At 60.1% G+C, this 20,897-nt stretch carries 19 protein-coding genes; 7 read left to right on the top strand and 12 right to left on the bottom strand.

Translation table 11 applies throughout. The features are described 5' to 3' along the window. Positions 1-28 precede the first annotated feature (28 nt). The 5 genes from prpF to BLR20_RS01375 all read right to left on the bottom strand — a co-directional run bounded on the left by prpF (position 29) and on the right by BLR20_RS01375 (position 6,855). Entirely contained in the window at positions 29-1,216 is a 1,188-nt protein-coding gene (gene prpF, locus BLR20_RS01395; protein WP_054993034.1) for a 2-methylaconitate cis-trans isomerase PrpF, read from the bottom strand. Between the two features lie 136 nt (positions 1,217-1,352). After that, entirely contained in the window at positions 1,353-3,941 is a 2,589-nt protein-coding gene (gene acnD, locus BLR20_RS01390) for a Fe/S-dependent 2-methylisocitrate dehydratase AcnD (RefSeq protein ID WP_032614543.1), read from the bottom strand. 69 nt (positions 3,942-4,010) lie between these two features. After that, positions 4,011-5,138 carry a bifunctional 2-methylcitrate synthase/citrate synthase gene (gene prpC / locus BLR20_RS01385; RefSeq protein ID WP_054993035.1) on the bottom strand — a complete coding sequence of 376 codons (1,128 nt, stop codon included), beginning with the start codon at positions 5,136-5,138 and terminating at the stop codon, positions 4,011-4,013. Between the two features lie 107 nt (positions 5,139-5,245). Beyond that, complete coding sequence (prpB, locus tag BLR20_RS01380; RefSeq protein ID WP_054993036.1) at positions 5,246-6,139, bottom strand: methylisocitrate lyase; 894 nt, start codon at positions 6,137-6,139, stop codon at positions 5,246-5,248. Continuing rightward, positions 6,136-6,855: a GntR family transcriptional regulator gene (locus BLR20_RS01375; protein WP_054993037.1), complete on the bottom strand. Its 720-nt coding sequence runs from the start codon at positions 6,853-6,855 to the stop codon at positions 6,136-6,138. The genes prpB and BLR20_RS01375 overlap by 4 nt, the downstream gene beginning before the upstream one ends. Before the next feature lie 297 nt (positions 6,856-7,152). On the opposite strand from BLR20_RS01375, the gene rloA reads away from it, so the two are divergent. The 4 genes from rloA to pabB all read left to right on the top strand — a co-directional run bounded on the left by rloA (position 7,153) and on the right by pabB (position 11,625). After that, on the top strand, positions 7,153-7,689 hold the full coding sequence (gene rloA, locus BLR20_RS01370; RefSeq protein WP_003366834.1) for a retropepsin-like aspartic peptidase RloA: 537 nt from the start codon (positions 7,153-7,155) through the stop codon (positions 7,687-7,689). Between the two features lie 4 nt (positions 7,690-7,693). After that, entirely contained in the window at positions 7,694-9,229 is a 1,536-nt protein-coding gene (gene rloB / locus BLR20_RS01365) for an osmotic stress tolerance membrane protein RloB (protein WP_054993038.1), read from the top strand. Then, positions 9,229-10,206: an alpha-L-glutamate ligase-like protein gene (locus BLR20_RS01360; RefSeq protein ID WP_162235649.1), complete on the top strand. Its 978-nt coding sequence runs from the start codon at positions 9,229-9,231 to the stop codon at positions 10,204-10,206. The genes rloB and BLR20_RS01360 overlap by 1 nt, the downstream gene beginning before the upstream one ends. 75 nt (positions 10,207-10,281) lie before the next feature. Next, complete coding sequence (gene pabB, locus BLR20_RS01355; protein ID WP_054993040.1) at positions 10,282-11,625, top strand: aminodeoxychorismate synthase component I; 1,344 nt, start codon at positions 10,282-10,284, stop codon at positions 11,623-11,625. 32 nt (positions 11,626-11,657) lie between these two features. Here pabB and thrH read toward each other — a convergent pair whose 3' ends face one another. Further along, positions 11,658-12,275, bottom strand: a complete 618-nt coding sequence (thrH, locus tag BLR20_RS01350) for a bifunctional phosphoserine phosphatase/homoserine phosphotransferase ThrH (RefSeq protein ID WP_010429370.1) — start codon at positions 12,273-12,275, stop codon at positions 11,658-11,660. A gap of 139 nt (positions 12,276-12,414) precedes the next feature. Here thrH and BLR20_RS01345 point away from each other — a divergent pair, with 139 nt between their 5' ends. Beyond that, complete coding sequence (locus tag BLR20_RS01345; protein WP_010429366.1) at positions 12,415-13,149, top strand: phosphoadenylyl-sulfate reductase; 735 nt, start codon at positions 12,415-12,417, stop codon at positions 13,147-13,149. A gap of 78 nt (positions 13,150-13,227) precedes the next feature. Here BLR20_RS01345 and cysB read toward each other — a convergent pair whose 3' ends face one another. From cysB to BLR20_RS01325, 4 genes are all read right to left on the bottom strand, one after another. Beyond that, positions 13,228-14,202: an HTH-type transcriptional regulator CysB gene (gene cysB / locus BLR20_RS01340; protein ID WP_010429364.1), complete on the bottom strand. Its 975-nt coding sequence runs from the start codon at positions 14,200-14,202 to the stop codon at positions 13,228-13,230. 151 nt (positions 14,203-14,353) lie between these two features. After that, positions 14,354-14,848 carry a universal stress protein gene (locus BLR20_RS01335; RefSeq protein WP_054993041.1) on the bottom strand — a complete coding sequence of 165 codons (495 nt, stop codon included), beginning with the start codon at positions 14,846-14,848 and terminating at the stop codon, positions 14,354-14,356. Positions 14,849-14,924: 76 nt separating this feature from the next. After that, positions 14,925-15,845, bottom strand: coding sequence for a 5'-nucleotidase (locus tag BLR20_RS01330; protein WP_003406772.1), 921 nt, complete (start codon positions 15,843-15,845; stop codon positions 14,925-14,927). Positions 15,846-15,848: 3 nt separating this feature from the next. Continuing rightward, the gene (locus BLR20_RS01325) at positions 15,849-16,820 is read right to left on the bottom strand and encodes a putative 2-dehydropantoate 2-reductase (RefSeq protein ID WP_054993042.1); all 972 of its coding nucleotides are present in this window, start codon (positions 16,818-16,820) and stop codon (positions 15,849-15,851) included. 232 nt (positions 16,821-17,052) lie between these two features. On the opposite strand from BLR20_RS01325, the gene BLR20_RS01320 reads away from it, so the two are divergent. After that, positions 17,053-18,129, top strand: coding sequence for a 3-deoxy-7-phosphoheptulonate synthase (locus BLR20_RS01320; RefSeq protein ID WP_003315709.1), 1,077 nt, complete (start codon positions 17,053-17,055; stop codon positions 18,127-18,129). Between the two features lie 85 nt (positions 18,130-18,214). Here BLR20_RS01320 and BLR20_RS01315 read toward each other — a convergent pair whose 3' ends face one another. Continuing rightward, positions 18,215-18,502, bottom strand: coding sequence for a GNAT family N-acetyltransferase (locus tag BLR20_RS01315; RefSeq protein WP_003315710.1), 288 nt, complete (start codon positions 18,500-18,502; stop codon positions 18,215-18,217). 461 nt (positions 18,503-18,963) lie between these two features. Here BLR20_RS01315 and BLR20_RS01310 point away from each other — a divergent pair, with 461 nt between their 5' ends. After that, the gene (locus BLR20_RS01310) at positions 18,964-19,215 is read left to right on the top strand and encodes an Lpp/OprI family alanine-zipper lipoprotein (protein WP_003347084.1); all 252 of its coding nucleotides are present in this window, start codon (positions 18,964-18,966) and stop codon (positions 19,213-19,215) included. A 660-nt stretch (positions 19,216-19,875) separates the two neighbouring features. Here the strand turns inward: BLR20_RS01310 and BLR20_RS01295 are convergent. Continuing rightward, positions 19,876-20,841, bottom strand: a complete 966-nt coding sequence (locus BLR20_RS01295) for a L,D-transpeptidase family protein (protein ID WP_044323451.1) — start codon at positions 20,839-20,841, stop codon at positions 19,876-19,878. Positions 20,842-20,897: the final 56 nt, after the last annotated feature.

The raw sequence follows: 20,897 nt of genomic DNA, 5'->3' as shown, positions 1-20,897 counted from the left end.
CACTCGATCAAGCGTATCCTGCTTGTTGCTATACGCCTTCCGGCACTCGCACCCACCCCTCCATCAAAACGCGCGCGCTGCGGCTCATGATCGCCTTGGTGACGGTCCATTCGCCGCCCTCCTCAAGGGCCTGAGCACCCACGCGCAGCGTGCCCGATGGATGACCAAAACGGACTGCTCTGCGTGCATCGCCACCCGCTGCCAGATTCACCAGCGTTCCGGGAATGGCCGCCGCAGTGCCGATTGCAACTGCAGCCGTGCCCATCATCGCATGGTGCAGCTTGCCCATCGACACGGCGCGCACCAGCAGGTCGATATCGTGAGCCGCAACCGGTTTGCCGCTGGACGAGACGTAATCGGCCGGGCCAGCGACAAACGCTACCTTGGGCGTATGCTGGCGCGTGGCGGCCTCTTCGATGCTGTGAATCAGGCCCATGCGTACAGCACCGTAGGCGCGAATGGCTTCCAGACGGGCCAGCGCCTGCGGATCACTGTTGATATCGCCCTGCAGCTCAGTGCCGGTATAGCCGATGTCGGCGGCGTTGACGAAAATCGTCGGGATGCCGGCATTGATCATGGTCGCTTTCAGAATGCCGATACCGGACACCTCCAGGTCGTCCACCAGATTGCCCGTCGGAAACATCGAGCCGCCCGCGCCCTCTTCGTCCGCCGCTGGGTCCAGAAACTCAAGCTGTACTTCCGCCGCAGGGAAGGTCACGCCATCCAGCTCGAAATCACCGGTTTCCTGCACCGCGCCGTTGCTGATCGGCACGTGGGCGATGATGGTCTTGCCGATATTGGCCTGCCAGATACGCACCACCGCGACGCCGTCCTGCGGAAAACGGCCAGGGTCGAGCAGACCACTCGTAATCGCGAACGGCCCCACGGCCGCTGACAGGTTGCCGCAATTGCCGCTCCAGTCGACAAACGGCTTGTCGATGGACACTTGGCCAAACAGGTAATCGACATCGTGGTCGGGCCTGCTGCTGCGCGACACAATCACGCTCTTGCTGGTACTCGACGTCGCCCCGCCCATGCCGTCGATCTGTTTTTCATAGGGGTCCGGGCTGCCGATGACTCGCAGCAGCAACGCATCCCGCGCCCGGCCCGGAATCTGTGCAGCTTCGGGCAGATCCGTCAGCCTGAAGAAAACACCCTTGCTGGTGCCGCCACGCATATAGGTGGCGGGGATACGGATCTGTGGTGAATGAGCCATGAATTCGTTGTCCTGTTCAAAGAGCGCGCTGCGCGCTCAAAATCGGACGCAGAGCGTCCAGAACTGCATGCCCACGCGGAGCATGGGCACGGTAGTGCTCTTGCGCACGCTTATCGTTCCTCACGCTCCAGCGTAGCTATGATGCAGTAGCCTCCAGAAAGTCCTGGGCAAAGCGCTGCAACACGCCGCCCGCCTCATAAATAGAGAGTTCTTCGGCGGTGTCCAGGCGGCATGTCACGGGCACTTCGACGCGCTCGCCGTTACGGCGCTGAATCACCAGCGTCAACGTCGCGCGCGGTGTGCGCTGGCCGATCACATCGAAGGTTTCGCTGCCGTCGATGCCCAGGGTCAGACGGCTGGTGCCGGGTTTGAACTCCAGCGGCAGCACGCCCATGCCGACCAGGTTGGTGCGGTGAATACGCTCGAACCCTTCTGCAGCAATCGCTTCGACGCCCGCCAGCCTGACGCCTTTGGCCGCCCAGTCCCGGGACGAGCCCTGTCCATAGTCGGCGCCGGCAATGATGATCAACGGTTGCTTGCGCGCCATGTAGGTTTCGATGGCTTCCCACATGCGCGTGACCACGCCTTCGGGTTCGATGCGGGTCAGCGAGCCTTTTCTGACCTTGCCATCGACCACCGCCATCTCGTTGACCAGTTGCGGGTTGGCAAAGGTCGCGCGCTGAGCGGTCAGGTGGTCGCCCCGATGGGTTGCGTAGGAGTTGAAGTCTTCCTCCGGCAGGCCCATTTTCGCCAGGTACTCGCCCGCCGCGCTGTCGAGCATGATCGCGTTGGACGGAGACAGGTGATCGGTGGTGATGTTGTCCGGCAGCACGGCCAGTGCCCGCATACCCTTGAGCGTACGCTCTCCGGCCAGCGCGCCTTCCCAGTAGGGCGGGCGGCGGATGTAGGTACTCATCGGACGCCAGTCGTACAGCGGCTCGACCTTCGGCCCGGTGTGTTCTTCGATGGCAAACATCGGGATATAGACCTGACGAAACTGCTCTGGCTTGACCGACGCCTGCACCACTGCGTCGATCTCTTCGTCGCTGGGCCAGATGTCCTTGAGGCGGATTTCCTTGCCATCGGCAATACCCAGCACATCATTTTCAATGTCAAAACGAATGGTCCCGGCAATCGCGTAAGCCACTACCAGTGGCGGTGAGGCCAGAAAGGCCTGCTTGGCGTAAGGATGAATGCGCCCGTCGAAATTGCGGTTACCGGACAGGACTGCCGTGGCGTACAAATCACGGTCGATGATTTCCTGCTGGATCAGCGGATCAAGCGATCCGGACATGCCGTTACAGGTGGTGCAGGCAAACGCCACCACGCCGAAACCCAGTTGCTCCAGCTCTGACGTCAGCCCGGCGGCATCCAGGTACAGCGCTACGGTTTTCGAGCCGGGTGCCAGCGATGACTTGACCCAGGGTTTGCGCAGCAGCCCCAGGCGGTTGGCATTGCGTGCCAGCAGACCGGCTGCAATGACGTTGCGCGGGTTGCTGGTGTTGGTGCAACTGGTGATCGCAGCGATGATCACCGCGCCGTCGGGCATCTGCCCCGGCACTTCGTGCCATTGCCCGGCAATCCCTCTGGCCGCCAGATCGGCGGTAGCGACCCGCGCATGGGGGTTGGAGGGTCCGGCCATGTTGCGCACCACGCTGGACAGATCGAAACTCAGCACACGCTCGTAGTGCACCTCACTCAGGCTGTCCGACCAAAGACCGGTGTGCCGCGCGTACAGCTCGACCAGCTTGACCTGCTCGTCCTCCCGGCCTGTCAAACGCAGGTAGTCGATGGTTTGCGAATCAATCGAAAACATCGCCGCCGTCGCGCCGTATTCAGGCGCCATGTTGGAGATCGTCGCCCGGTCGCCCAGGGTCAGACTCGACGCACCTGCGCCGTAAAACTCCAGATAGGCGCCGACCACCTTCTGTTTGCGCAGGTATTCGGTCAGCGCGAGCACCAGATCGGTGGCGGTAATGCCTGGCTGATGGCGTCCGGTCAGTTCGACGCCGATGATGTCCGGCAGGCGCATCCACGAAGCGCGCCCGAGCATGACGTTTTCGGCCTCGAGCCCACCCACGCCGATGGCAATCACGCCCAGCGCGTCGACATGTGGCGTGTGGCTGTCCGTGCCCACCAGTGTGTCGGGGAAGGCTACGCCGTCGAGTACCTGCACCACCGGCGACATTTTCTCCAGATTGATCTGGTGCATGATGCCGTTGCCGGGCGGGATCACTTCGACGTTCTTGAACGCCTGTTTGGTCCAGTCAATGAAATGAAAACGGTCTTCGTTGCGGCGGTCTTCGATGGCGCGGTTCTTTGCGAACGCCTGCGGGTCATTACCGTCGGACTCCACTGCCAGCGAGTGGTCGACGATCAGTTGCACCGGCACCACCGGGTTGACCAGCGCAGGATCGCCGCCCTGCGAAGCGATCGCGTCGCGCAGCCCGGCAAGGTCGACCAGCGCGGTCTGACCCAGAATGTCGTGGCAGACAACGCGTGCCGGGAACCAGGGAAAATCCAGATCACGCTTGCGCTCGATGAGCTGGGTCAACGAGGCATTCAAGGTCGCCGGATCACAACGGCGCACCAGGTTCTCGGCCAGCACCCGCGAGGTGTAGGGCAGCGTGGCATAGGCACCGGGTTTGAGCGCCTCGACGGCCGCCCGAGCGTCGAAATAATCCAGTCGGGTGCCAGGGAGCGGTTTGCGAAATTCACTGTTCATTGCGGGACTCGATCACGGAGTGTTCGGAATACGGGTGGGGAGCTCATCGGCGGCTCCCCTGCCCCCTTTTCAGCGCTGTTCCAGGGGTACGAACGCGCGCTGTTCGACGCCGATGTATTCGGCGCTCGGGCGAATGATGCGGTTGTTGGCGCGCTGTTCGAAAACGTGAGCGGCCCAGCCGGTCAGGCGTGAGCAGACGAAGATCGGCGTAAACAGCTTGGTCGGGATGCCCATGAAGTGATAAGCCGACGCGTGATAGAAATCCGCGTTGGGGAACAGTTTCTTCTGCTCCCACATGACCTTGTCGATGGCCTCGGAGACCGGGAAAAGCACGGTATCGCCCACTTCGTCGGCAAGTTTCTTCGACCAGCCCTTGATCACCTCGTTGCGCGGGTCGGATTCCTTGTAGATCGCATGGCCAAAGCCCATGATCTTTTCCTTGCGCTCCAGCATGCCCAGCGTACCCTTGGTGGCCTCTTCAGCCGAGGCGAAGCGCTGAATCATTTCCATTGCAGCCTCGTTGGCACCGCCGTGCAGCGGGCCGCGCAAGGTGCCGATGGCTGCCGTGACGCAGGAATACAGATCCGACAGGGTCGACGCGCAGACGCGGGCAGTAAAGGTCGAGGCATTGAATTCGTGTTCGGCGTACAGAATCAGCGAGACGTCCATGACCTTGCGGTGCAGTTCGCTGGGCGCCTTGTCCAGCAGCAGGTGCAGAAAATGCCCGCCGATGGAGTCTTCGGCCGAAGTGCAGTCGATACGCTTGCCGTCGTGACTGAAGCGATACCAGTAGCACATGATCGCCGGGAACGCCGCGAGCAGGCGGTCGGTTGAGTCGCGCTGCTGATCGAAGCTGCGCTCGGGTTCCAGGGTGCCGAGCATGGAGGCACCGGTGCGCATGACATCCATCGGGTGAGTGTCGGCGGGTATGCGCTCCAGCACTTCCTTCAAGGCCTGCGGCAGATCGCGCAGGCGCTTGAGTTTTTCCATATAAACAGACAACTCGGCCTGATTGGGCAGTTCGCCGTACAGCAGCAGATAGGCAACTTCTTCAAAACGCGCCTCGGCGGCCAGGTCACGCACGTCATAGCCGCGATAGGTCAGCCCGGCACCGGCCATTCCCACAGTAGACAACGCCGTCTGCCCGGCAACCTGCCCGCGCAGCCCGGCACCACTCAATACTTTTGCTTCAGCCATGGTTTTCTCCCATTTGTTTTTGTGCTGATGGACTGACTCTGACTATCGCACCCATGCCACGCGCTCAACGTCGGACGCAGAGCGTGGAAGCGAGCGCAAGCGTGGTTTCAGCCCTTCTTCTGCGCAAACAGCGCATCCAGCTTCTGTTCGAATGTGTGGTAATCGATTGCGTCATACAGCTCCATGCGCGTCTGCATGCTGTCGATCACGTTTTTCTGGCTGCCGTCACGGCGGATCGCGCCATAGACATTTTCCGCCGCCTTGTTCATCGCGCGGAATGCGGAAAGCGGATACAGCACCAGCGAGACGTCCGCCTCGCGCAGCTCATCGACCGTAAACAACGGTGTGGCGCCGAACTCGGTAATGTTGGCGAGGATCGGCACGCCTGCACGGTTGGCGAATTGCTTGTACATCGCCAGTTCGGTGATGGCCTCGGGGAAGACCATGTCCGCGCCGGCTTCAATACAGGCAGCGGCACGCTCCAGAGCCGACTCCAGCCCTTCAACCGCCAGCGCATCGGTACGCGCCATGATCACGAAGCTGTCGTCAGTCCGGGCATCCACGGCAGCCTTGATACGGTCGACCATTTCCTGTTGGGAGACAATTTCCTTGTTGGGACGATGCCCACAACGCTTGGCGCCGACCTGGTCCTCGATGTGAATCGCCGCAGCCCCGGCCTTGATCATCGAGCGCACGGTACGCGCCACATTAAAAGCGGAAGAACCGAAACCGGTGTCGACGTCCACCAGCAACGGCAGATCGCAGACGTCGGTGATGCGTCGCACATCGATCAGCACGTCTTCAAGACCGGTGATCCCCAGGTCCGGAATGCCCAGTGACCCCGCAGCGACTCCGCCGCCAGACAGATAAATGGCCTTGAACCCGGCACGCCTGGCGAGCAGTGCGTGATTGGCATTGATCGCGCCGACCACTTGCAGCGGCTGTTCACTGGAGACTGCATCGCGGAAACGCTGGCCGGGAGTGCTGTTGTTATGACTCATTGTTTACCTCGGTCGGAAGTCGTCTGGGAAGCCGCCTGATAGTGGCGCTCGATATTGCGTCTGGACGCGCCGATATGGCGGCGCATCAACAATTCAGCCAGCTCGCCGTCGCGGTCGGCGATGGCGTCGAGAATGCGGTGATGTTCGGCAAAGGCCTGGCGCGGCCGGTTGGGCGTGGTGGAATACTGAATGCGGTACATGCGCACCAACTGGTAGAGCTCGCCGCAAAGCATCTGGCTGAGGGTGCGATTGCCGCTGCCCTGGATGATGCGGTAATGGAAGTCGAAATCACCCTCTTGCTGGTAATAGCCAATCCCTGCCTGAAAGGCGGCATCGCGCTCGTGGGTATCCAGCACGCCGCGCAGCTCGTCGATTTCGGCCTGGGTCATGCGTTCGGCGGCCAGACGGCAGGCCATCCCCTCCAGAGACTCGCGAATTTCATAGAGTTCGATCAGTTCGGCATGACTGAGCGACACCACCCGGGCGCCCACATGCGGCACACGAACCACCAGTCGCTGCCCTTCGAGCCGGTGAATCGCCTCACGCAGCGGCCCGCGACTGATGCCATAGGTGCGGGCCAGTTCCGGCTCGGAAATCTTGCTGCCGGGGGCAATCTCGCCTTTGACGATGGCGGATTGAATGCGTCGGAAAACGTTCTCGGAGAGGGTTTCCGAGTCGTCGGTAACCGTCATTGTTTTTTCGACCACATTCAGCATTGTCGACACCTCATGACTATATGCGCTCAAATCTAGTCAAATTTGATCGATCCGTCAAAGCCAAACTCTACATTGTCGACAATCAGCCAGCGCAGACAACCTCTGTTCGACACATCAACCTGAACAGCTGCGCAGGTTGATCACTGGCAGCCGCAGGGCTTCATGCTAGAATGCGTCGCGTCCGTACAGCACGCTCCGCAGCGGAGCCAGCGACTGCGAACCGCCTGCCCTACCATCATCAGGTCAATTCCATTTGCGCCCTGACCCTGAAGTTGTTCGCTCATCGCGCCAGGATTTATGAGACTGACTACCCTCCCCACACTGCTCAGCCTTCTGTTTTTGCCCGGCCTGACCCTGGCCGCCAACAAGACAGTCTATGGCCTCAACGAATACGCCAGGCTGATCGAAATCGATATCGAGATCGCCGCCAAGCTCGACACCGGCGCCAAGACCGCCTCCCTGAGCGCCCGCGACATCAAACATTTCAAGCGCGATGGCGAAAGCTGGGTGCGCTTTTATCTGGCCAGCGACAGCAAGCATGTACACCCCATCGAGCGCCCTCTGGCGCGGGTCAGCAAGATCAAGCGGCGTGCCGACGATCTCGACCCGGATGACGACAATCGGTATTCGTCACGCCCGGTGATCAGCCTCGATATCTGCATGGGCGAATCTTTACGCACCATAGAAGTGAACTTGACTGACCGAAGTGCTTTCCAATACCCGCTTTTGATCGGCTCCGAAGCGTTGAAACGCTTTGATGCGCTGGTCGATCCAAGTCTTAAATATGCGGCAGGGAAGCCCGGCTGCGCTTCCGTCGCTCAAAACGCAGAGTAAATCCATGCGCTCTCTTACACTCCATCTGAAGATCCTGATCACTGCCTTGGTGAGCCTCGGCATCGCGATCACGGCCTATCAGATCCTGGCGCTCGGCATACCCGTCAGCGAAGACGAAACCGATGATCTGTGGAATATCGACGCCAAAGTCGAGTTCGTCGCCAATCCCAAGGATTCGGTGAAAGTGCAGATGTTCGTGCCGCCGCTGGCCCACGACTACATCAGCCTCAATGAAAGCTTCATCTCGAACAATTACGGCGTCAGCGTCAACCGCGCAGACGGCAACCGCAAGGTCACCTGGTCGGCCCGTCGCGCCACCGGCAATCAAACCCTCTACTACAGACTGGTGCTGACCAAGCGTTACAGCGGTGAGAAACCCAAGGTCAAAGGGCCTATCTTTCGCGACAGCATGACCGTCGAAGGCCCGGAAAAGATAGCGGCGGAAGCGCTGCTGGCGCCCATTCGCCAGCATTCTGCGGACGTCGAGACGTTCATCACCGAGGCCATCAAGCGCGTCAACAACCTGAACGACGATAACGTCAAATTGCTGCTGGCCGGCGATAACTCGGCGTCCAACAAGGCCCGGGTCACCGAGCTGCTGCTGTCGATCGCCCACGTACCGCTGGAAAAAGCCCACACCATTCGCCTGGATGCCGAGCAGCAGACACCGGAGCTCTGGCTGCGCAGCTTCAACGGCAAGGAATGGCTGTACTTCAATCCCGACACCGGCGAAGCCGGCCTGCCGGACGATCGCCTGCTCTGGTGGACAGGCGAAGAAGGTCTGGTCAGCGTCGAAGGTGGCAAGAAGGTGCAAGTCACGTTCAGCCTCAACAACAGTGAAATGAACGCAATGCGTCTCGCCAAACTGACCGACGCCAGCACCGATTCGGACTTCCTGGCCTATTCGCTATATGGCTTGCCGCTGCAGACCCAGCAGACCTTCATGATCATGGTCATGATCCCGATTGGCGTACTGGTCATCCTGATCCTGCGCAACCTGATCGGCCTGCAGACACTGGGCACCTTCACCCCCGTACTGATTGCGTTGGCCTTCAGGGAAACGCAACTGGGCTTCGGCATCGCACTGTTTACCGTGATCACCGCGCTGGGCTTGTCGCTGCGCTCGTATCTGGAGCACCTGAAACTGCAAATGCTGCCGCGCCTGTCGGTGGTACTGACCTTCGTCGTGGTGCTGATCGCCGCCATCAGCCTGTTCAGCCACAAGCTCGGGCTGGAACGCGGGCTGTCTGTTGCGCTGTTCCCGATGGTGATTCTGACCATGACCATCGAACGCCTGTCGATCACCTGGGAAGAGCGTGGCGGCAGCCATGCCATGAAGGTCGCCATCGGTACGCTGTTCGCCGCGTCGCTGGCGCACCTGATCATGAGCGTGCCGGAACTGACCTATTTCGTCTTTACCTTCCCGGCAGTGCTGCTGGTGCTGGTCGGCTTCATGCTGGCGATGGGCAGATACCGTGGCTACCGACTGACCGAACTGGTGCGCTTCAAGGCATTCCTGAAAGAGGAAAAGGCCAAGTGATCGGCTGGTGGAAAACCTGGAAGGCGCTCGAGGCCCGAGGCATCATGGGCATCAATCGACGTAACGCCGACTACGTGCTCAAGTACAACAAGCGCAGCCTCTATCCGGTCGTCGATGACAAGATCATCACCAAGGAGCGGGCCATCGCCGCAGGCATTCACGTGCCGGAGATGTACGGCGTGATTTCCACGGAAAAGGAAATCGACAGGCTCGACGAGATCATCGGCGCGCACAGCGACTTCGTGATCAAACCCGCACAGGGCGCAGGCGGCGATGGCATTCTGGTGATCGCCGACCGTTTCGAGGAGCGCTTTCGCACCGTCTCGGGACGCATCATCAGCCACTCGGAAATCGAGCACCAGGTGTCCAGCATCCTCACTGGCCTTTATTCGCTGGGTGGCCACCGCGACCGCGCACTGATCGAGTACCGGGTCGTGCCGGACCCGATCTTCAAAAGCATCAGCTACGAGGGCGTACCGGACATCCGCATCATCGTGCTGATGGGCTATCCGGTAATGGCCATGCTGCGCTTGCCTACCCGCCAATCAGGCGGCAAGGCCAACCTCCACCAGGGCGCCATTGGCGTGGGTGTGGACCTGGCCACCGGCGTTACCCTGCAAGGCACCTGGCTGAACAACATCATCAGCAAGCACCCGGACACCACCCACTCGGTGGATGGCGTGCAATTGCCCAACTGGGACGGCTTCATGAAGCTTGCCGCCGAATGCTACGAGTTGTGCGGCCTGGGCTACATCGGCGTCGACATGGTTCTGGACCAGGACAAAGGCCCGTTGATTCTGGAGCTAAACGCCCGTCCCGGCCTGAACATTCAGATTGCCAATGACAGTGGCCTGACCCATCGCACGCAGGCCGTCGAGGCACGTCTGGAGCAACTGGCTCTCGAAGGACGTCAGGAATCGGCGCATGAACGGGTCAGCTTTGTCCAGGACCTGTTCGGTCACGTGCCCGGCGTCTGAACCGACATACCGCTAGGACTGCCGCATCGGCAAGGCTACAATCGCCAGCCGCGTTTCCAAGACCGATATTCGACGATGCCGATCTGCTCGCTACATCCCCTGCCCTACAGCGCCGACCCGATCGCGTTCTTTGCGCGAATCCGCGAAGCGCCGGGGGCGGTGCTGCTCGACAGCGGCAGGCCGGCAGCCGTGCGCGGCCGACATGACCTGCTCAGTGCATGGCCGCTACAGGAACTGGGCATTGCCGATGGCGAGGACGGGGCCGCCTATCTCCAGCGCTTGCGCGACAGTCTGAAGGCGCTGGGCACGGCACAGCTGCCTGACGGATGCGAGCTGCCCTTCGCTGGCGGCCTGATCGGTTATCTGAGTTATGAGTTTGGTCGACGCCTGGAGCCTTTGCCGGATCAGGCCATTGACGACCTGCAACTGCCCGAGGCCCGTCTGGGGCTCTACGCCTGGGCGCTGATCAGTGATCATCAGGAGCAGACCAGCCAACTGATTTTTCACCCGTCCCTGGCCGCAAGCGAGCGCAAACGGCTGATTGAGCTGTTCTCTGTCTATACCCCTGAGCCGCACACGGAATTCCGCCTCAGCCAGCCGTTCCAGGCCAGCATCAGCGCGGATAGCTATCGCCAGGCCTTCGAACGTATTCAGGCCTACATCCAGGCCGGTGATTGTTACCAGGTGAACTTCGCACAACGCTTTCAGGCGCAGTGCGTGGGTGATCCCTGGGCCGCCTATTGCGCGTTGCGAGCAGCTTGCCCGACGCCGTTCGCCGGCTACCTTAGCCTGCCGGGAGCCGATGCGATTCTGAGTCTTTCTCCCGAGCGCTTCGTACGGGTCAGCGACCGGCAGGTCGAAACCCGTCCGATCAAAGGCACGCGGCCACGCAGCGCGGACCCGGCGCAGGATGCCGTTTTCGCCAGCGAACTGCTGGCCAGCGACAAGGACCGCGCAGAGAACCTGATGATCGTCGACCTGCTGCGCAACGACCTGGGCCGCAGTTGCCGCATCGGCTCGGTGAAAGTCCCCGAGCTGTTCAGCCTCGAAAGCTACCCCAACGTGCACCATCTGGTGAGCAGCGTGACCGGAGAGCTGGCCGCTGGCAACGATGCACTGGACCTGATCGGCGGCAGCTTCCCCGGCGGTTCCATCACCGGCGCGCCGAAGATCCGCGCCATGCAGATCATCGACGAACTGGAACCGACCCGGCGCAGCCTGTATTGCGGCTCCTTGATGTATCTGGACGTGCGCGGCGAAATGGACAGCTCGATCGCCATCCGCAGCCTGCTGGTCAAGGACCGACAGATTTCCTGCTGGGGCGGTGGCGGCATCGTCGCCGATTCCGACTGCGAAGCCGAATATCAGGAAACCTTCACCAAGGTTCGCGTGCTGCTGGAGACGCTTGAGGCGCTCTGAGATCGAGCTTCTGAGGGAGCTAACCGCTGCGCCTAAAGCACCAGATCCCGATTCGAGGCCTTGATGAACTCTTTCTTCAGGTCATCGAAAGTGTGCACCGCCGGAAACTGCGGGAATTCGCGGATCACGTTGTCGGGAGCGTGGAACAGGATGCCGGCATCGGCCTCGCCCAGCATGGTGGTGTCGTTGTACGAATCGCCGGCAGCGATGATCCGGTAATACAGGCTCTTGAAGGCCAGCACCGACTGACGCTTGGGGTCTTTCTGGCGCAGCTGGTAACTGACCACCCGGTCGGTCTCGTCAGTGATCAGACGATGACACAGCAGGGTCGGAAAACCCAGTTGCCGCATCAATGGCTGAGAGAACTCGTAGAAGGTGTCCGAGAGAATCACCACCTGAAACCGCTCACGCAGCCAGTCGACGAATTCCACAGCGCCCTCCAGCGGTTTGAGGGTGCCGATCACTTCCTGAATATCCGCCAGTTTCAGACCATGCTCATCAAGAATGCGCAGGCGCTGCTTCATCAGCACGTCGTAATCGGGAATATCACGCGTGGTTGCACGCAGCGATTCGATACCGGTTTTTTCGGCAAAGGCGATCCAGATTTCCGGGACCAGCACACCCTCCAGGTCCAGACAGGCAATTTCCACAGCTCACTCCTCAGACCATTCACTTGCAACGGAAGCGGCACTCTAGCCGCTGGCAACGGCCACTGAACAGCGGATTTTGTTACCATTGCCGCCATCACGAGCGCTTAAGCGCCACTCTTGCATTTTAGGAAGCCGCCTGATGAGCCAACCTTTCGACGTCGCTGAACTGGCGACGACCTATGCGAACAAATCTGCACAAGACATTCTGAAACTGGCCTTCGAACATTTCGGCGACGAACTGTGGATCTCTTTCAGCGGTGCCGAGGACGTGGTCCTGGTCGACATGGCCTGGAAGCTGAACAAGAACGTCAAGGTCTTCAGTCTGGACACAGGGCGCCTGCATGCGGAAACCTATCGTTTCATCGAGCAGGTCCGCGAGCACTACAAGATCGAGATCGAGATCGTTTCGCCCGATCACAGCAAGCTCGAACCTTTCGTCAAGGAAAAGGGCCTGTTCAGCTTTTACCGGGACGGCCATGGCGAATGCTGCGGCATCCGCAAGATCGAGCCACTGCGGCGCAAACTGTCCGGCGTCAGCGCCTGGGCAACCGGCCAACGCCGTGATCAGAGCCCCGGCACTCGCAGCGCGGTTGCCGCAGTGGAAATCGACAGCGCCTTTTCGACAGCCGAGCGCACGCTGTACAAATTCAATCCGTTGGCACAGATGAGCAGCGAGGAAATCTGGGGCTACATCCGCATGCTGGAGCTGCCCTACAACAGCCTGCACGAGCGCGGTTTCATCAGCATCGGCTGCGAACCCTGCACCCGCCCGGTATTGCCGAACCAGCACGAGCGCGAGGGTCGCTGGTGGTGGGAAGAAGCCACGCAGAAGGAATGCGGACTGCATGCGGGCAACCTGATAGCACGCAACTGAACCCGCTAGAGGCAAGCCTCTAATTGCAGGCTAAAAGTCAAAGCGCGTACTGCTCTGACTGATAGCCTGCAACTGCTACTAGTGCACCGGCAACTCGACGTTGGCAAACAGCTCTTCCATTTCCTGTTTGTTATGGCACTGAATCGCCTTGGCCATGACTTCGCGGGTCAGGTGCGGCGCAAATTTCTCGATGAAATCGCACATGAAGCCACGCAGGAAGGTGCCGCGACGGAAAGCGATTTTTGTAACGCTGGACTCGAACAGATCACTGGCATCGAGCACCACCAGGTCGCTGTCCACTGTTTCGTCTATCGCCATTCTTGCCACGATGCCGACGCCCAGGTTCAGCCTGACGTAAGTCTTGATCACGTCAGCATCCGCCGCCGTGAACACGACCTTGGGCACCAGCCCGCGATGACTGAACGCCTCGTCCAGCTTGGAACGGCCGGTGAAGCCGAAGACGTAAGTCACGATCGGGTATTCAGCCAGCAGTTCCAGCGTCAGCTTCGGCGCCTTGGTCAGCGGGTGACCCTGCGGCACGACAATGCAACGGTTCCAGCGATAGCACGGCATCATCACCAGATCACTGAACTGCTCGAGGGCCTCGGTGGCAATGGCGAAATCAACCGTCCCGTCAGCGGCCATTTCGGCGATCTGCATCGGCGAGCCCTGGTGCATGTGCAGCGCGACATCAGGGTATTGCTTGATGAAGTTGCTGATCACCGGCGGCAAGGCGTAGCGCGCCTGGGTGTGAGTGGTGGCGATAGACAGCGTGCCTTTTTTCTCGTTGGAGAACTCCTGGGCAATCTGCTTGATGCTCTCGACCTTGCGCAGGATCTCGCCCGCAGTCGTGATAATGCGCTCGCCTGCAGGTGTCACACGCGTCAGGTGCTTGCCGCTGCGGGCGAAAACCTCGACGCCCAGTTCGTCTTCAAGCAGACGGATCTGCTTGCTGATGCCGGGCTGGGAGGTGTAAAGGCTCTGGGCCGTCGCGGAAACGTTGAGGTCGTGGTGCGCCACTTCCCAAATGTAGCGCAGTTGTTGGAGCTTCATATGTATCCCTCAAAGCAGATAAACCCTATAGGTATCGGCGACGGTATATAACTGGATTAATGGTGAGACGAATAATTCTAGAACTTTTTATCACCTTTGTAAGGCGATCGCACGCTCGATTTCATTAAAACCACCAATTGAACCTTCCCTCTTACCCCCGCCCCTTTTTCAACATCATCGGAACCATGTACACCGGCACGTCGGAAAACTGCAGGACCCTTGCAGCCGTCCGGCCTATTGAGGCGCCCTCTTCCATCCCGCGACTGTGACTGCCAACCACAAGCAAATCCACGTTCAGCTTGTGCGCCTGTTCGAGAATCACGCTGGCTGGCTCGCCCTGAACGACACGCACGGTACGAATCAGAGAAAGGTCCGAGTGCCCTTCCCCCAGTTCTTCACGAAACCCGTCGAGCATTCGTTGCTCTATCCCACTCAAAAATGCACTCACACCTTTACCGTGAAGTTCTTTCAGCGCTTCATCGCCCAGGTAACTCTGCAGCACCGACTCGGCGAACAGCCCCAGAGGCTCGACAACATGGATGACATACAGCTCGGCGTTGAATGTTCGAGCCAGCGCCAGCGCGTGCTGCGTTACATAAGGCGCATACAGACCGAGGTCTGCGGCATACAGCATCGAACGAACCATGCAACCTCCCATACAACCGGAATGGCGGAGATTGACTCAGCGTAGCAGCGCATCATCGGCTGCGACGGCGGACTTCTCAGCCTCCGTCGGCAAGCGGCACTATTTCGTTGCTGATACCGTGCGGAACGTGCCCCGTCGCCACCACGTCACGCGCTTTCTCGCAGTGGCCGGGTTGATCGTCGAAAAACACATCGGCGGCAAACGCCTCAAGGAAGGCCGACTTTTGCAAACCACCGAGAAACAGCGACTCGTCCAGGCGAATGTCCCATTCGCGCAAGGTACGGATCACGCGCTCATGGGCAGGCGCCGAGCGAGCCGTGACCAGCGCGGTGCGAATCGGGCAACTCGCGTCGGGAAACTCGCGCTGCAGTTGATTGAGCGCGGCGAGAAACGGCTTGAAGGGCCCGCCGCGCAATGGCTCGCGGGCCCATTCACGTTCGCTGGCCTGAAAGGCCGCCAGTCCGCCGCTCTGGTACACCCGCTCGGATTCGTCGGAAAACAACACCGCGTCGCCATCGAAGGCGATCCGCAACTCGGCGCTGGCTGCGCGCCGTGCGCCGCCCGAAAGTATGGTCGCCGCCGCGAAACCGGCATCCAGGGCGCTGCGCACATCCTCGGCATGCGTCGAAAGAAACAGGTGACAGCCAAACGCTGCGAGATAAGGGTAAGGACTGCGCCCGCCGGCAAAGGCGGCGCGGCTGATGTCGAGGCCATAATGCTGAATCGAGTTGAAGACCCGCAGCCCGGTATCGGCACTGTTGCGCGACACCAGCACCACTTCGACGCGCGCCTTTTCCAGGCTGGCATTGAGGCTCAGCAGTTTTTCAACCAGCGGAAAAGCATCGCCCTGCGCAAGAATCTCATCCTCATGTTCAATCTGATACTTGCGGTAGGCCTCGACCCCATCGGCCATGTACACCTCATGACTGTCGCGCAGATCGAACAGTGCGCGCGATGAAATCGCCAGTACCAGCTTGTGGTCTTCAGCTTCTGTCATGAATTACTCCTCGCTTGCCGGGCGATTACCCCGATCGATGAACGCCAGTGCCTGATAAAGCGCCCGTACGCGAGGCATGTCAAACCCCGCGGCAAGCGCCGCTGCGAGGGGTCGGGCATAAATGGCCTCCAGCTCCAGCGGGCGTTTTTCGGCCAGGTCGTGGTACATGCTGGGCCTGTAATCCGGCATGCTTTCGGTCACTGCAAACAGATGCTGCGCGAAACCCGGCGGCAAGGTATGACCACAGGCCTCGGCGCCCTGCACGACCTCCTCCATCAGCGCCCGGATCAAGGCCTGGCTGTCAGGGTCGGCCATCAATCGGCCGGTACTGGTCTGCAACAAAGCCGACAACCCGTTGTAGGGCACATTCCAGACCAGCTTCTGCCAGCGGGCCTGCTGCAGATTAGCCATGACCGGGGCGTCGATGCCGGCCGTCTTGAACAGGGCTGCACAGGCTTCGACGATCGCCATGCGGCGCGCCTCGTCGTTCGCCGGCCCGCTGTGATAACCGATGCTGACCGCGCCGAAGGCTTCATGGGCGACGACGCCGGGCGCAACCCGATTGACGCAGACGAAACACAGCCCGCCGAGTATGTGCAGGCTGTCGGGCAGGACGTTACGCAGCTGGTCTTCGACAGCCAGACCGTTCTGCAACAGCAGCACGCTGGCGTCCGGCGCAGCCGCCTGGCGAATGATCGGACCGAGCGCGGCATTGCCGGTGCTCTTGGTGCCGACCAGCAGCCAGTCACAAGGCGGCATTTCAGCCGCCGAACGATAGGCCTGAACGGGCTTGAGGGACAGCTCGCCATGCACAGCGCTTTTGACCTGCAAACCTTCGCGCGCCACCGTGTCAAACTCGCTGCGCAGCAGAAAGTGCACATCGTATCCGGCACGCGCCAGCATCAATCCGTAAAAGCCACCGATGGCACCCGTACCGATGATGCCGACGCGCGGACGACGGGAATCAACACTCATGACCTCTCCCTTGACTGTCTCGCTATTTGCGGCCGTACACTATCCGTCGCAGCGGATTGTCTTGCAATAAGGCAGCGTATCCAGGCCAGCGACCTGCCGATAGCTCGTTTACTTATTGTCGAACAACGCGATAACGCGCTAAGGTTCGGCTCCCCGCTGCGCTCAAACCTGCTGGGCACCGCCGCACGGGGGACCGTTGGCGGCCAGTACCCGCGACCTGATGAGTAACACGATGGCTGATTTACCGATTGACGACCTCAACGTTGCCTCCAACGAGACTCTGATCACTCCGGATCAGCTCAAGCGCGACATCCCACTGACCGATGCTGCCCTGCAGACCGTCAGCCAGGGCCGCGAAGTGATTCGCAACATTCTCGATGGCCATGATCACCGCCTGTTCATTGTGATCGGCCCGTGCTCGATCCACGACCTGAAGGCAGCCAAGGAGTACGCCGAGCGTCTCAAGGCGCTGGCGGCAGAAGTGTCTGATACGCTGTATCTGGTGATGCGCGTCTACTTCGAGAAACCACGCACCACGGTAGGCTGGAAAGGTCTGATCAACGACCCGTACCTGGATGACTCGTTCAAGATCCAGGATGGCCTGCACATCGGTCGCCAGCTGCTGCTGGATCTGGCCGAGATGGGTCTGCCCACCGCCACCGAAGCTCTGGACCCGATCTCCCCGCAGTATCTGCAGGACCTGATCAGTTGGTCGGCCATCGGCGCGCGCACCACAGAATCTCAGACTCACCGCGAGATGGCCTCGGGCCTTTCCTCGGCAGTCGGTTTCAAGAACGGCACCGACGGCGGCCTGACGGTTGCCATCAACGCCTTGCAATCGGTATCGAGCCCGCATCGTTTCCTGGGTATCAACCAGGAAGGCGGCGTGTCGATCGTGACCACCAAAGGCAACGCCTACGGCCACGTGGTGCTGCGCGGCGGCAACGGCAAGCCCAACTATGACTCGGTCAGCGTCGCGCTCTGCGAACAGGCCCTGAACAAGTCCGGCATTCGCCCGAACATCATGGTCGACTGCAGCCATGCCAACTCCAACAAGGACCCGGCCCTGCAACCGCTGGTGATGGAGAACGTCGCCAACCAGATCCTGGAAGGCAACGAATCGATCATCGGCCTGATGGTCGAGAGCCATTTGAACTGGGGCTGCCAGGCGATTCCCAAGGACCTGTCGGAATTGCAGTACGGCGTGTCCATCACCGATGCCTGCATCGACTGGGAAAGCACTGAAAAGACTCTGCGCAGCATGCACGCGAAACTCAAGGATGTGCTGCCGGCTCGCAAGCGCAAGTGATTGCCTGACCGACTGCACCGCAATAACGAAAACGCCGAGCAGATGCTCGGCGTTTTTCATGCTGACTGTCGGTAGTTAAAAAGCGTCAGAGCTTGGCGGCCTGCGACTGCAGATCATGCAGTTCCATGTAGCGCTCGACATAAGAGCAGGACGGTATGACGGAATAGCCCATGCTGTCGGCATAGTCGAGCGCCTCCTTGGTCAGGGCGGCGGCAATTCCGCGACCCCGCAAGGCGTCGGGCACGAAAGTCCGATAGAAATCCAGGGTCTGCTTGCCGAGATCCATGTAGGTCAGGTAGGCACGGTGGCCGTCGATAATAATTTCGAAATGGTGGCCGACTTCGTCATGGTGGATGGACAACGCCTCGCTCATCGCTACTCCTCGCGGGTCTTGGAATTTGACCCCTACCTTACCGGTCTTTTTCAGGCGAAGGAACATCTACGCCACCCAGTGTCTGTTTTCGACACCGGTAGAGCACTGCCGATCTCGACGAACATCACGTTGAGATAGTAGGCGCCATTGCCAACTATGCTCAAGCACAGGCGATGTAAAAACACCTGGAAATGCTCGTGTGCCGACCGACAGTCCATCAGGCAAGGGCTCACGCAAACTGTTCTGAACGCTTCAGCAAGGCGTGGGTCCAGTTAAAGTGGATAGTTTTTGTACAGAACGCTTGAGAAGTAACGCGGAACGCTTTCAAAGCGAGGAATTTTAGCAGCTTCTTGCGCCGGGTCCGTTTACTTACTACAAACAATGGGTACTATGTACGCCGGTCGTTTTCTCATTTTCGAGAGATGACTAATTTGAAAAAAAATTCCTTGAAGGTGAACACGATGAACAACGTTCTGAAATTCTCTGCTCTGGCTCTGGCCGCAGTTCTGGCTACCGGTTGCAGCAGCGTATCCAAAGAAACCGAAGCTCGTCTGACAGCTACCGAAGACGCAGCAGCTCGTTCGCAAGCACGTGCCGACGAAGCCTACCGCAAGGCTGACGAAGCTATGGCTGCTGCTCAAAAAGCTCAGCAAACTGCTGACGAAGCCAACGAGCGCGCTCTGCGCATGTTGGACAAAGCCAGCCGCAAGTAATAATCCCCCGGGATTATTGAAAGCCGACCCGGCAACGGGTCGGCTTTTTTTTGCCTGTTTTCTGGCTGGGTGAGTGTCTGCAAAAGCCTGAATGACTGTTCTGCTGTATCAGGAAGATAACTAATTTGTGCCAACGCGGAGCATTGGCATGCAGTTCGTGACGCTCTGCGTTACACGGCGGTTCTGCGATGTCACGCGGATGATTATCGTGCCGACGCTCCGCGTTGGCATGCCGTTCGTGACGCTCCGCGTCACAAGTCTTCAGTGCAGCACAACGTCATGCTGCGCCTGCAGGAGGCCGCCCTACGTGCTTTTCGATCACGATGGTACGAACAACGCAGAGTGCGACGTAAGTGACGGCTGAGTCCTGGCACTGATCCGGGGGTAGCCTGGCAGGACGCCAGGCTAGCCGCACCGGGCCATGGATGGCCCGTTGCGGCGCCCCCCGGATCAGTGACAGGGCGAAGGAACCCGACGAAGTCGGGCCGGAAACGGAGCCAGGGGCTTTGGTCACTTTGGCCCCTTCAAAGTGACTCGCCGAGGGGCGAAAAGGTGACCCGAGTCGAAACCCAATCTACCTGACATCGCATAACCGCTGTGTGACGCGGAGCGTCACGAACTGCATGCCCACGCAAAGCATTGGCACAAGAGCAGGCTGGATTATTGAAAAATCACCGGCTCTTCAGCACTCGCAGGCGCTTTGCCCGGCTCTGCGATTTCCACCGGCATGCCGTCTTCGGCCGCGACCACATCACGTACCACGTCCCAGTTCATGCGCAGGTTATTGGCCAGGTCGTCACGCTTGAGCAACGCATTGATCACCGCAGTGTGCTTGTCGACCACCGACGGGTTGCCCAGGTCATCAACCGGCGTGTGCGCTTCGAGGTAGACCTTGCCACCGCTGATGCCGAACTTGTAAGGCTCGCTGATGATGCGCACGGTCGTACCGACCGGGGCCATGTCGGCCAGTTCCAGCACGTTATTGTTGTACATGCGGAAACAGCCATGGCTGGTGCGCATGCCGATACCGAACTTCTTGTTCGAGCCGTGGATCAGGTAGCCGGAAAGCCCCAGACCGAACTTGAACGGCCCCAGCGGGTTATCGGGGCCAGCCGGCACCACGTCCGGCAGCGGATCGCCATCGGCCGCATGCTCGGCCTTGATCGAGGCCGGCGGCGTCCAGGTCGGGTTCGGCGTCTTGGCCGTCACCTTGGTTACGCCGATCGGCGAACCCCAGCCTTCACGGCCGACACCCAGTGGGTAGGTGTGCACGACATTCTGCCCCTTGGGGTAGTAATACATGCGGTATTCGGCAAGGTTGATGACAATTCCTTCGCGCGGACCCGGCGGCAGAATGAAACGGGTCGGCAGCACGATGTCCTTGCCGGCGCCCGGCAACCAGGGATCGACACCAGGGTTGGCAGCGATCATTTCCAGGTAGCCCAGATCGTATTGGGTGCCCAGATCGGCGAAGGTGTCTTCGTATTTGGCCTTGATGACCTGCACCTGCCCCACGATGTCTTCGCCGGGCGGCGGCAACGGAAACTCCAGTGCATGGACAGAGCTCGCCGCGCACAGAGCAGCAAGCGACAGACAGCGGGTAACGGCTGGAATGCGCGACAACATCCGGGAAGATCCTTCGGGTAACGACTATAGAGATGAAAACAAGAACTGGAGTGTAC

The organism is Pseudomonas congelans, assembly GCF_900103225.1.
Lineage (GTDB): Bacteria > Pseudomonadota > Gammaproteobacteria > Pseudomonadales > Pseudomonadaceae > Aquipseudomonas > Aquipseudomonas congelans.
The sequence above is the reverse complement of the archived record's forward strand: the minus strand, read 5'-3'. Positions and strand labels throughout refer to the sequence as shown.

What these genes read in the sequence shown, in the direction of transcription:
- prpF (WP_054993034.1), bottom strand. Translation starts at nt 1,216, where the DNA reads ATGGCTCATTCACCACAGATCCGTATCCCCGCCACCTATATGCGTGGC.
- acnD (WP_032614543.1), bottom strand. Translation starts at nt 3,941, where the DNA reads ATGAACAGTGAATTTCGCAAACCGCTCCCTGGCACCCGACTGGATTAT.
- prpC (WP_054993035.1), bottom strand. Translation starts at nt 5,138, where the DNA reads ATGGCTGAAGCAAAAGTATTGAGTGGTGCCGGGCTGCGCGGGCAGGTT.
- prpB (WP_054993036.1), bottom strand. Translation starts at nt 6,139, where the DNA reads ATGAGTCATAACAACAGCACTCCCGGCCAGCGTTTCCGCGATGCAGTC.
- BLR20_RS01375 (WP_054993037.1), bottom strand. Translation starts at nt 6,855, where the DNA reads ATGCTGAATGTGGTCGAAAAAACAATGACGGTTACCGACGACTCGGAA.
- rloA (WP_003366834.1), top strand. Translation starts at nt 7,153, where the DNA reads ATGAGACTGACTACCCTCCCCACACTGCTCAGCCTTCTGTTTTTGCCC.
- rloB (WP_054993038.1), top strand. Translation starts at nt 7,694, where the DNA reads ATGCGCTCTCTTACACTCCATCTGAAGATCCTGATCACTGCCTTGGTG.
- pabB (WP_054993040.1), top strand. Translation starts at nt 10,282, where the DNA reads ATGCCGATCTGCTCGCTACATCCCCTGCCCTACAGCGCCGACCCGATC.
- BLR20_RS01345 (WP_010429366.1), top strand. Translation starts at nt 12,415, where the DNA reads ATGAGCCAACCTTTCGACGTCGCTGAACTGGCGACGACCTATGCGAAC.
- cysB (WP_010429364.1), bottom strand. Translation starts at nt 14,202, where the DNA reads ATGAAGCTCCAACAACTGCGCTACATTTGGGAAGTGGCGCACCACGAC.
- BLR20_RS01335 (WP_054993041.1), bottom strand. Translation starts at nt 14,848, where the DNA reads ATGGTTCGTTCGATGCTGTATGCCGCAGACCTCGGTCTGTATGCGCCT.
- BLR20_RS01330 (WP_003406772.1), bottom strand. Translation starts at nt 15,845, where the DNA reads ATGACAGAAGCTGAAGACCACAAGCTGGTACTGGCGATTTCATCGCGC.
- BLR20_RS01325 (WP_054993042.1), bottom strand. Translation starts at nt 16,820, where the DNA reads ATGAGTGTTGATTCCCGTCGTCCGCGCGTCGGCATCATCGGTACGGGT.
- BLR20_RS01320 (WP_003315709.1), top strand. Translation starts at nt 17,053, where the DNA reads ATGGCTGATTTACCGATTGACGACCTCAACGTTGCCTCCAACGAGACT.
- BLR20_RS01315 (WP_003315710.1), bottom strand. Translation starts at nt 18,502, where the DNA reads ATGAGCGAGGCGTTGTCCATCCACCATGACGAAGTCGGCCACCATTTC.
- BLR20_RS01310 (WP_003347084.1), top strand. Translation starts at nt 18,964, where the DNA reads ATGAACAACGTTCTGAAATTCTCTGCTCTGGCTCTGGCCGCAGTTCTG.
- BLR20_RS01295 (WP_044323451.1), bottom strand. Translation starts at nt 20,841, where the DNA reads ATGTTGTCGCGCATTCCAGCCGTTACCCGCTGTCTGTCGCTTGCTGCT.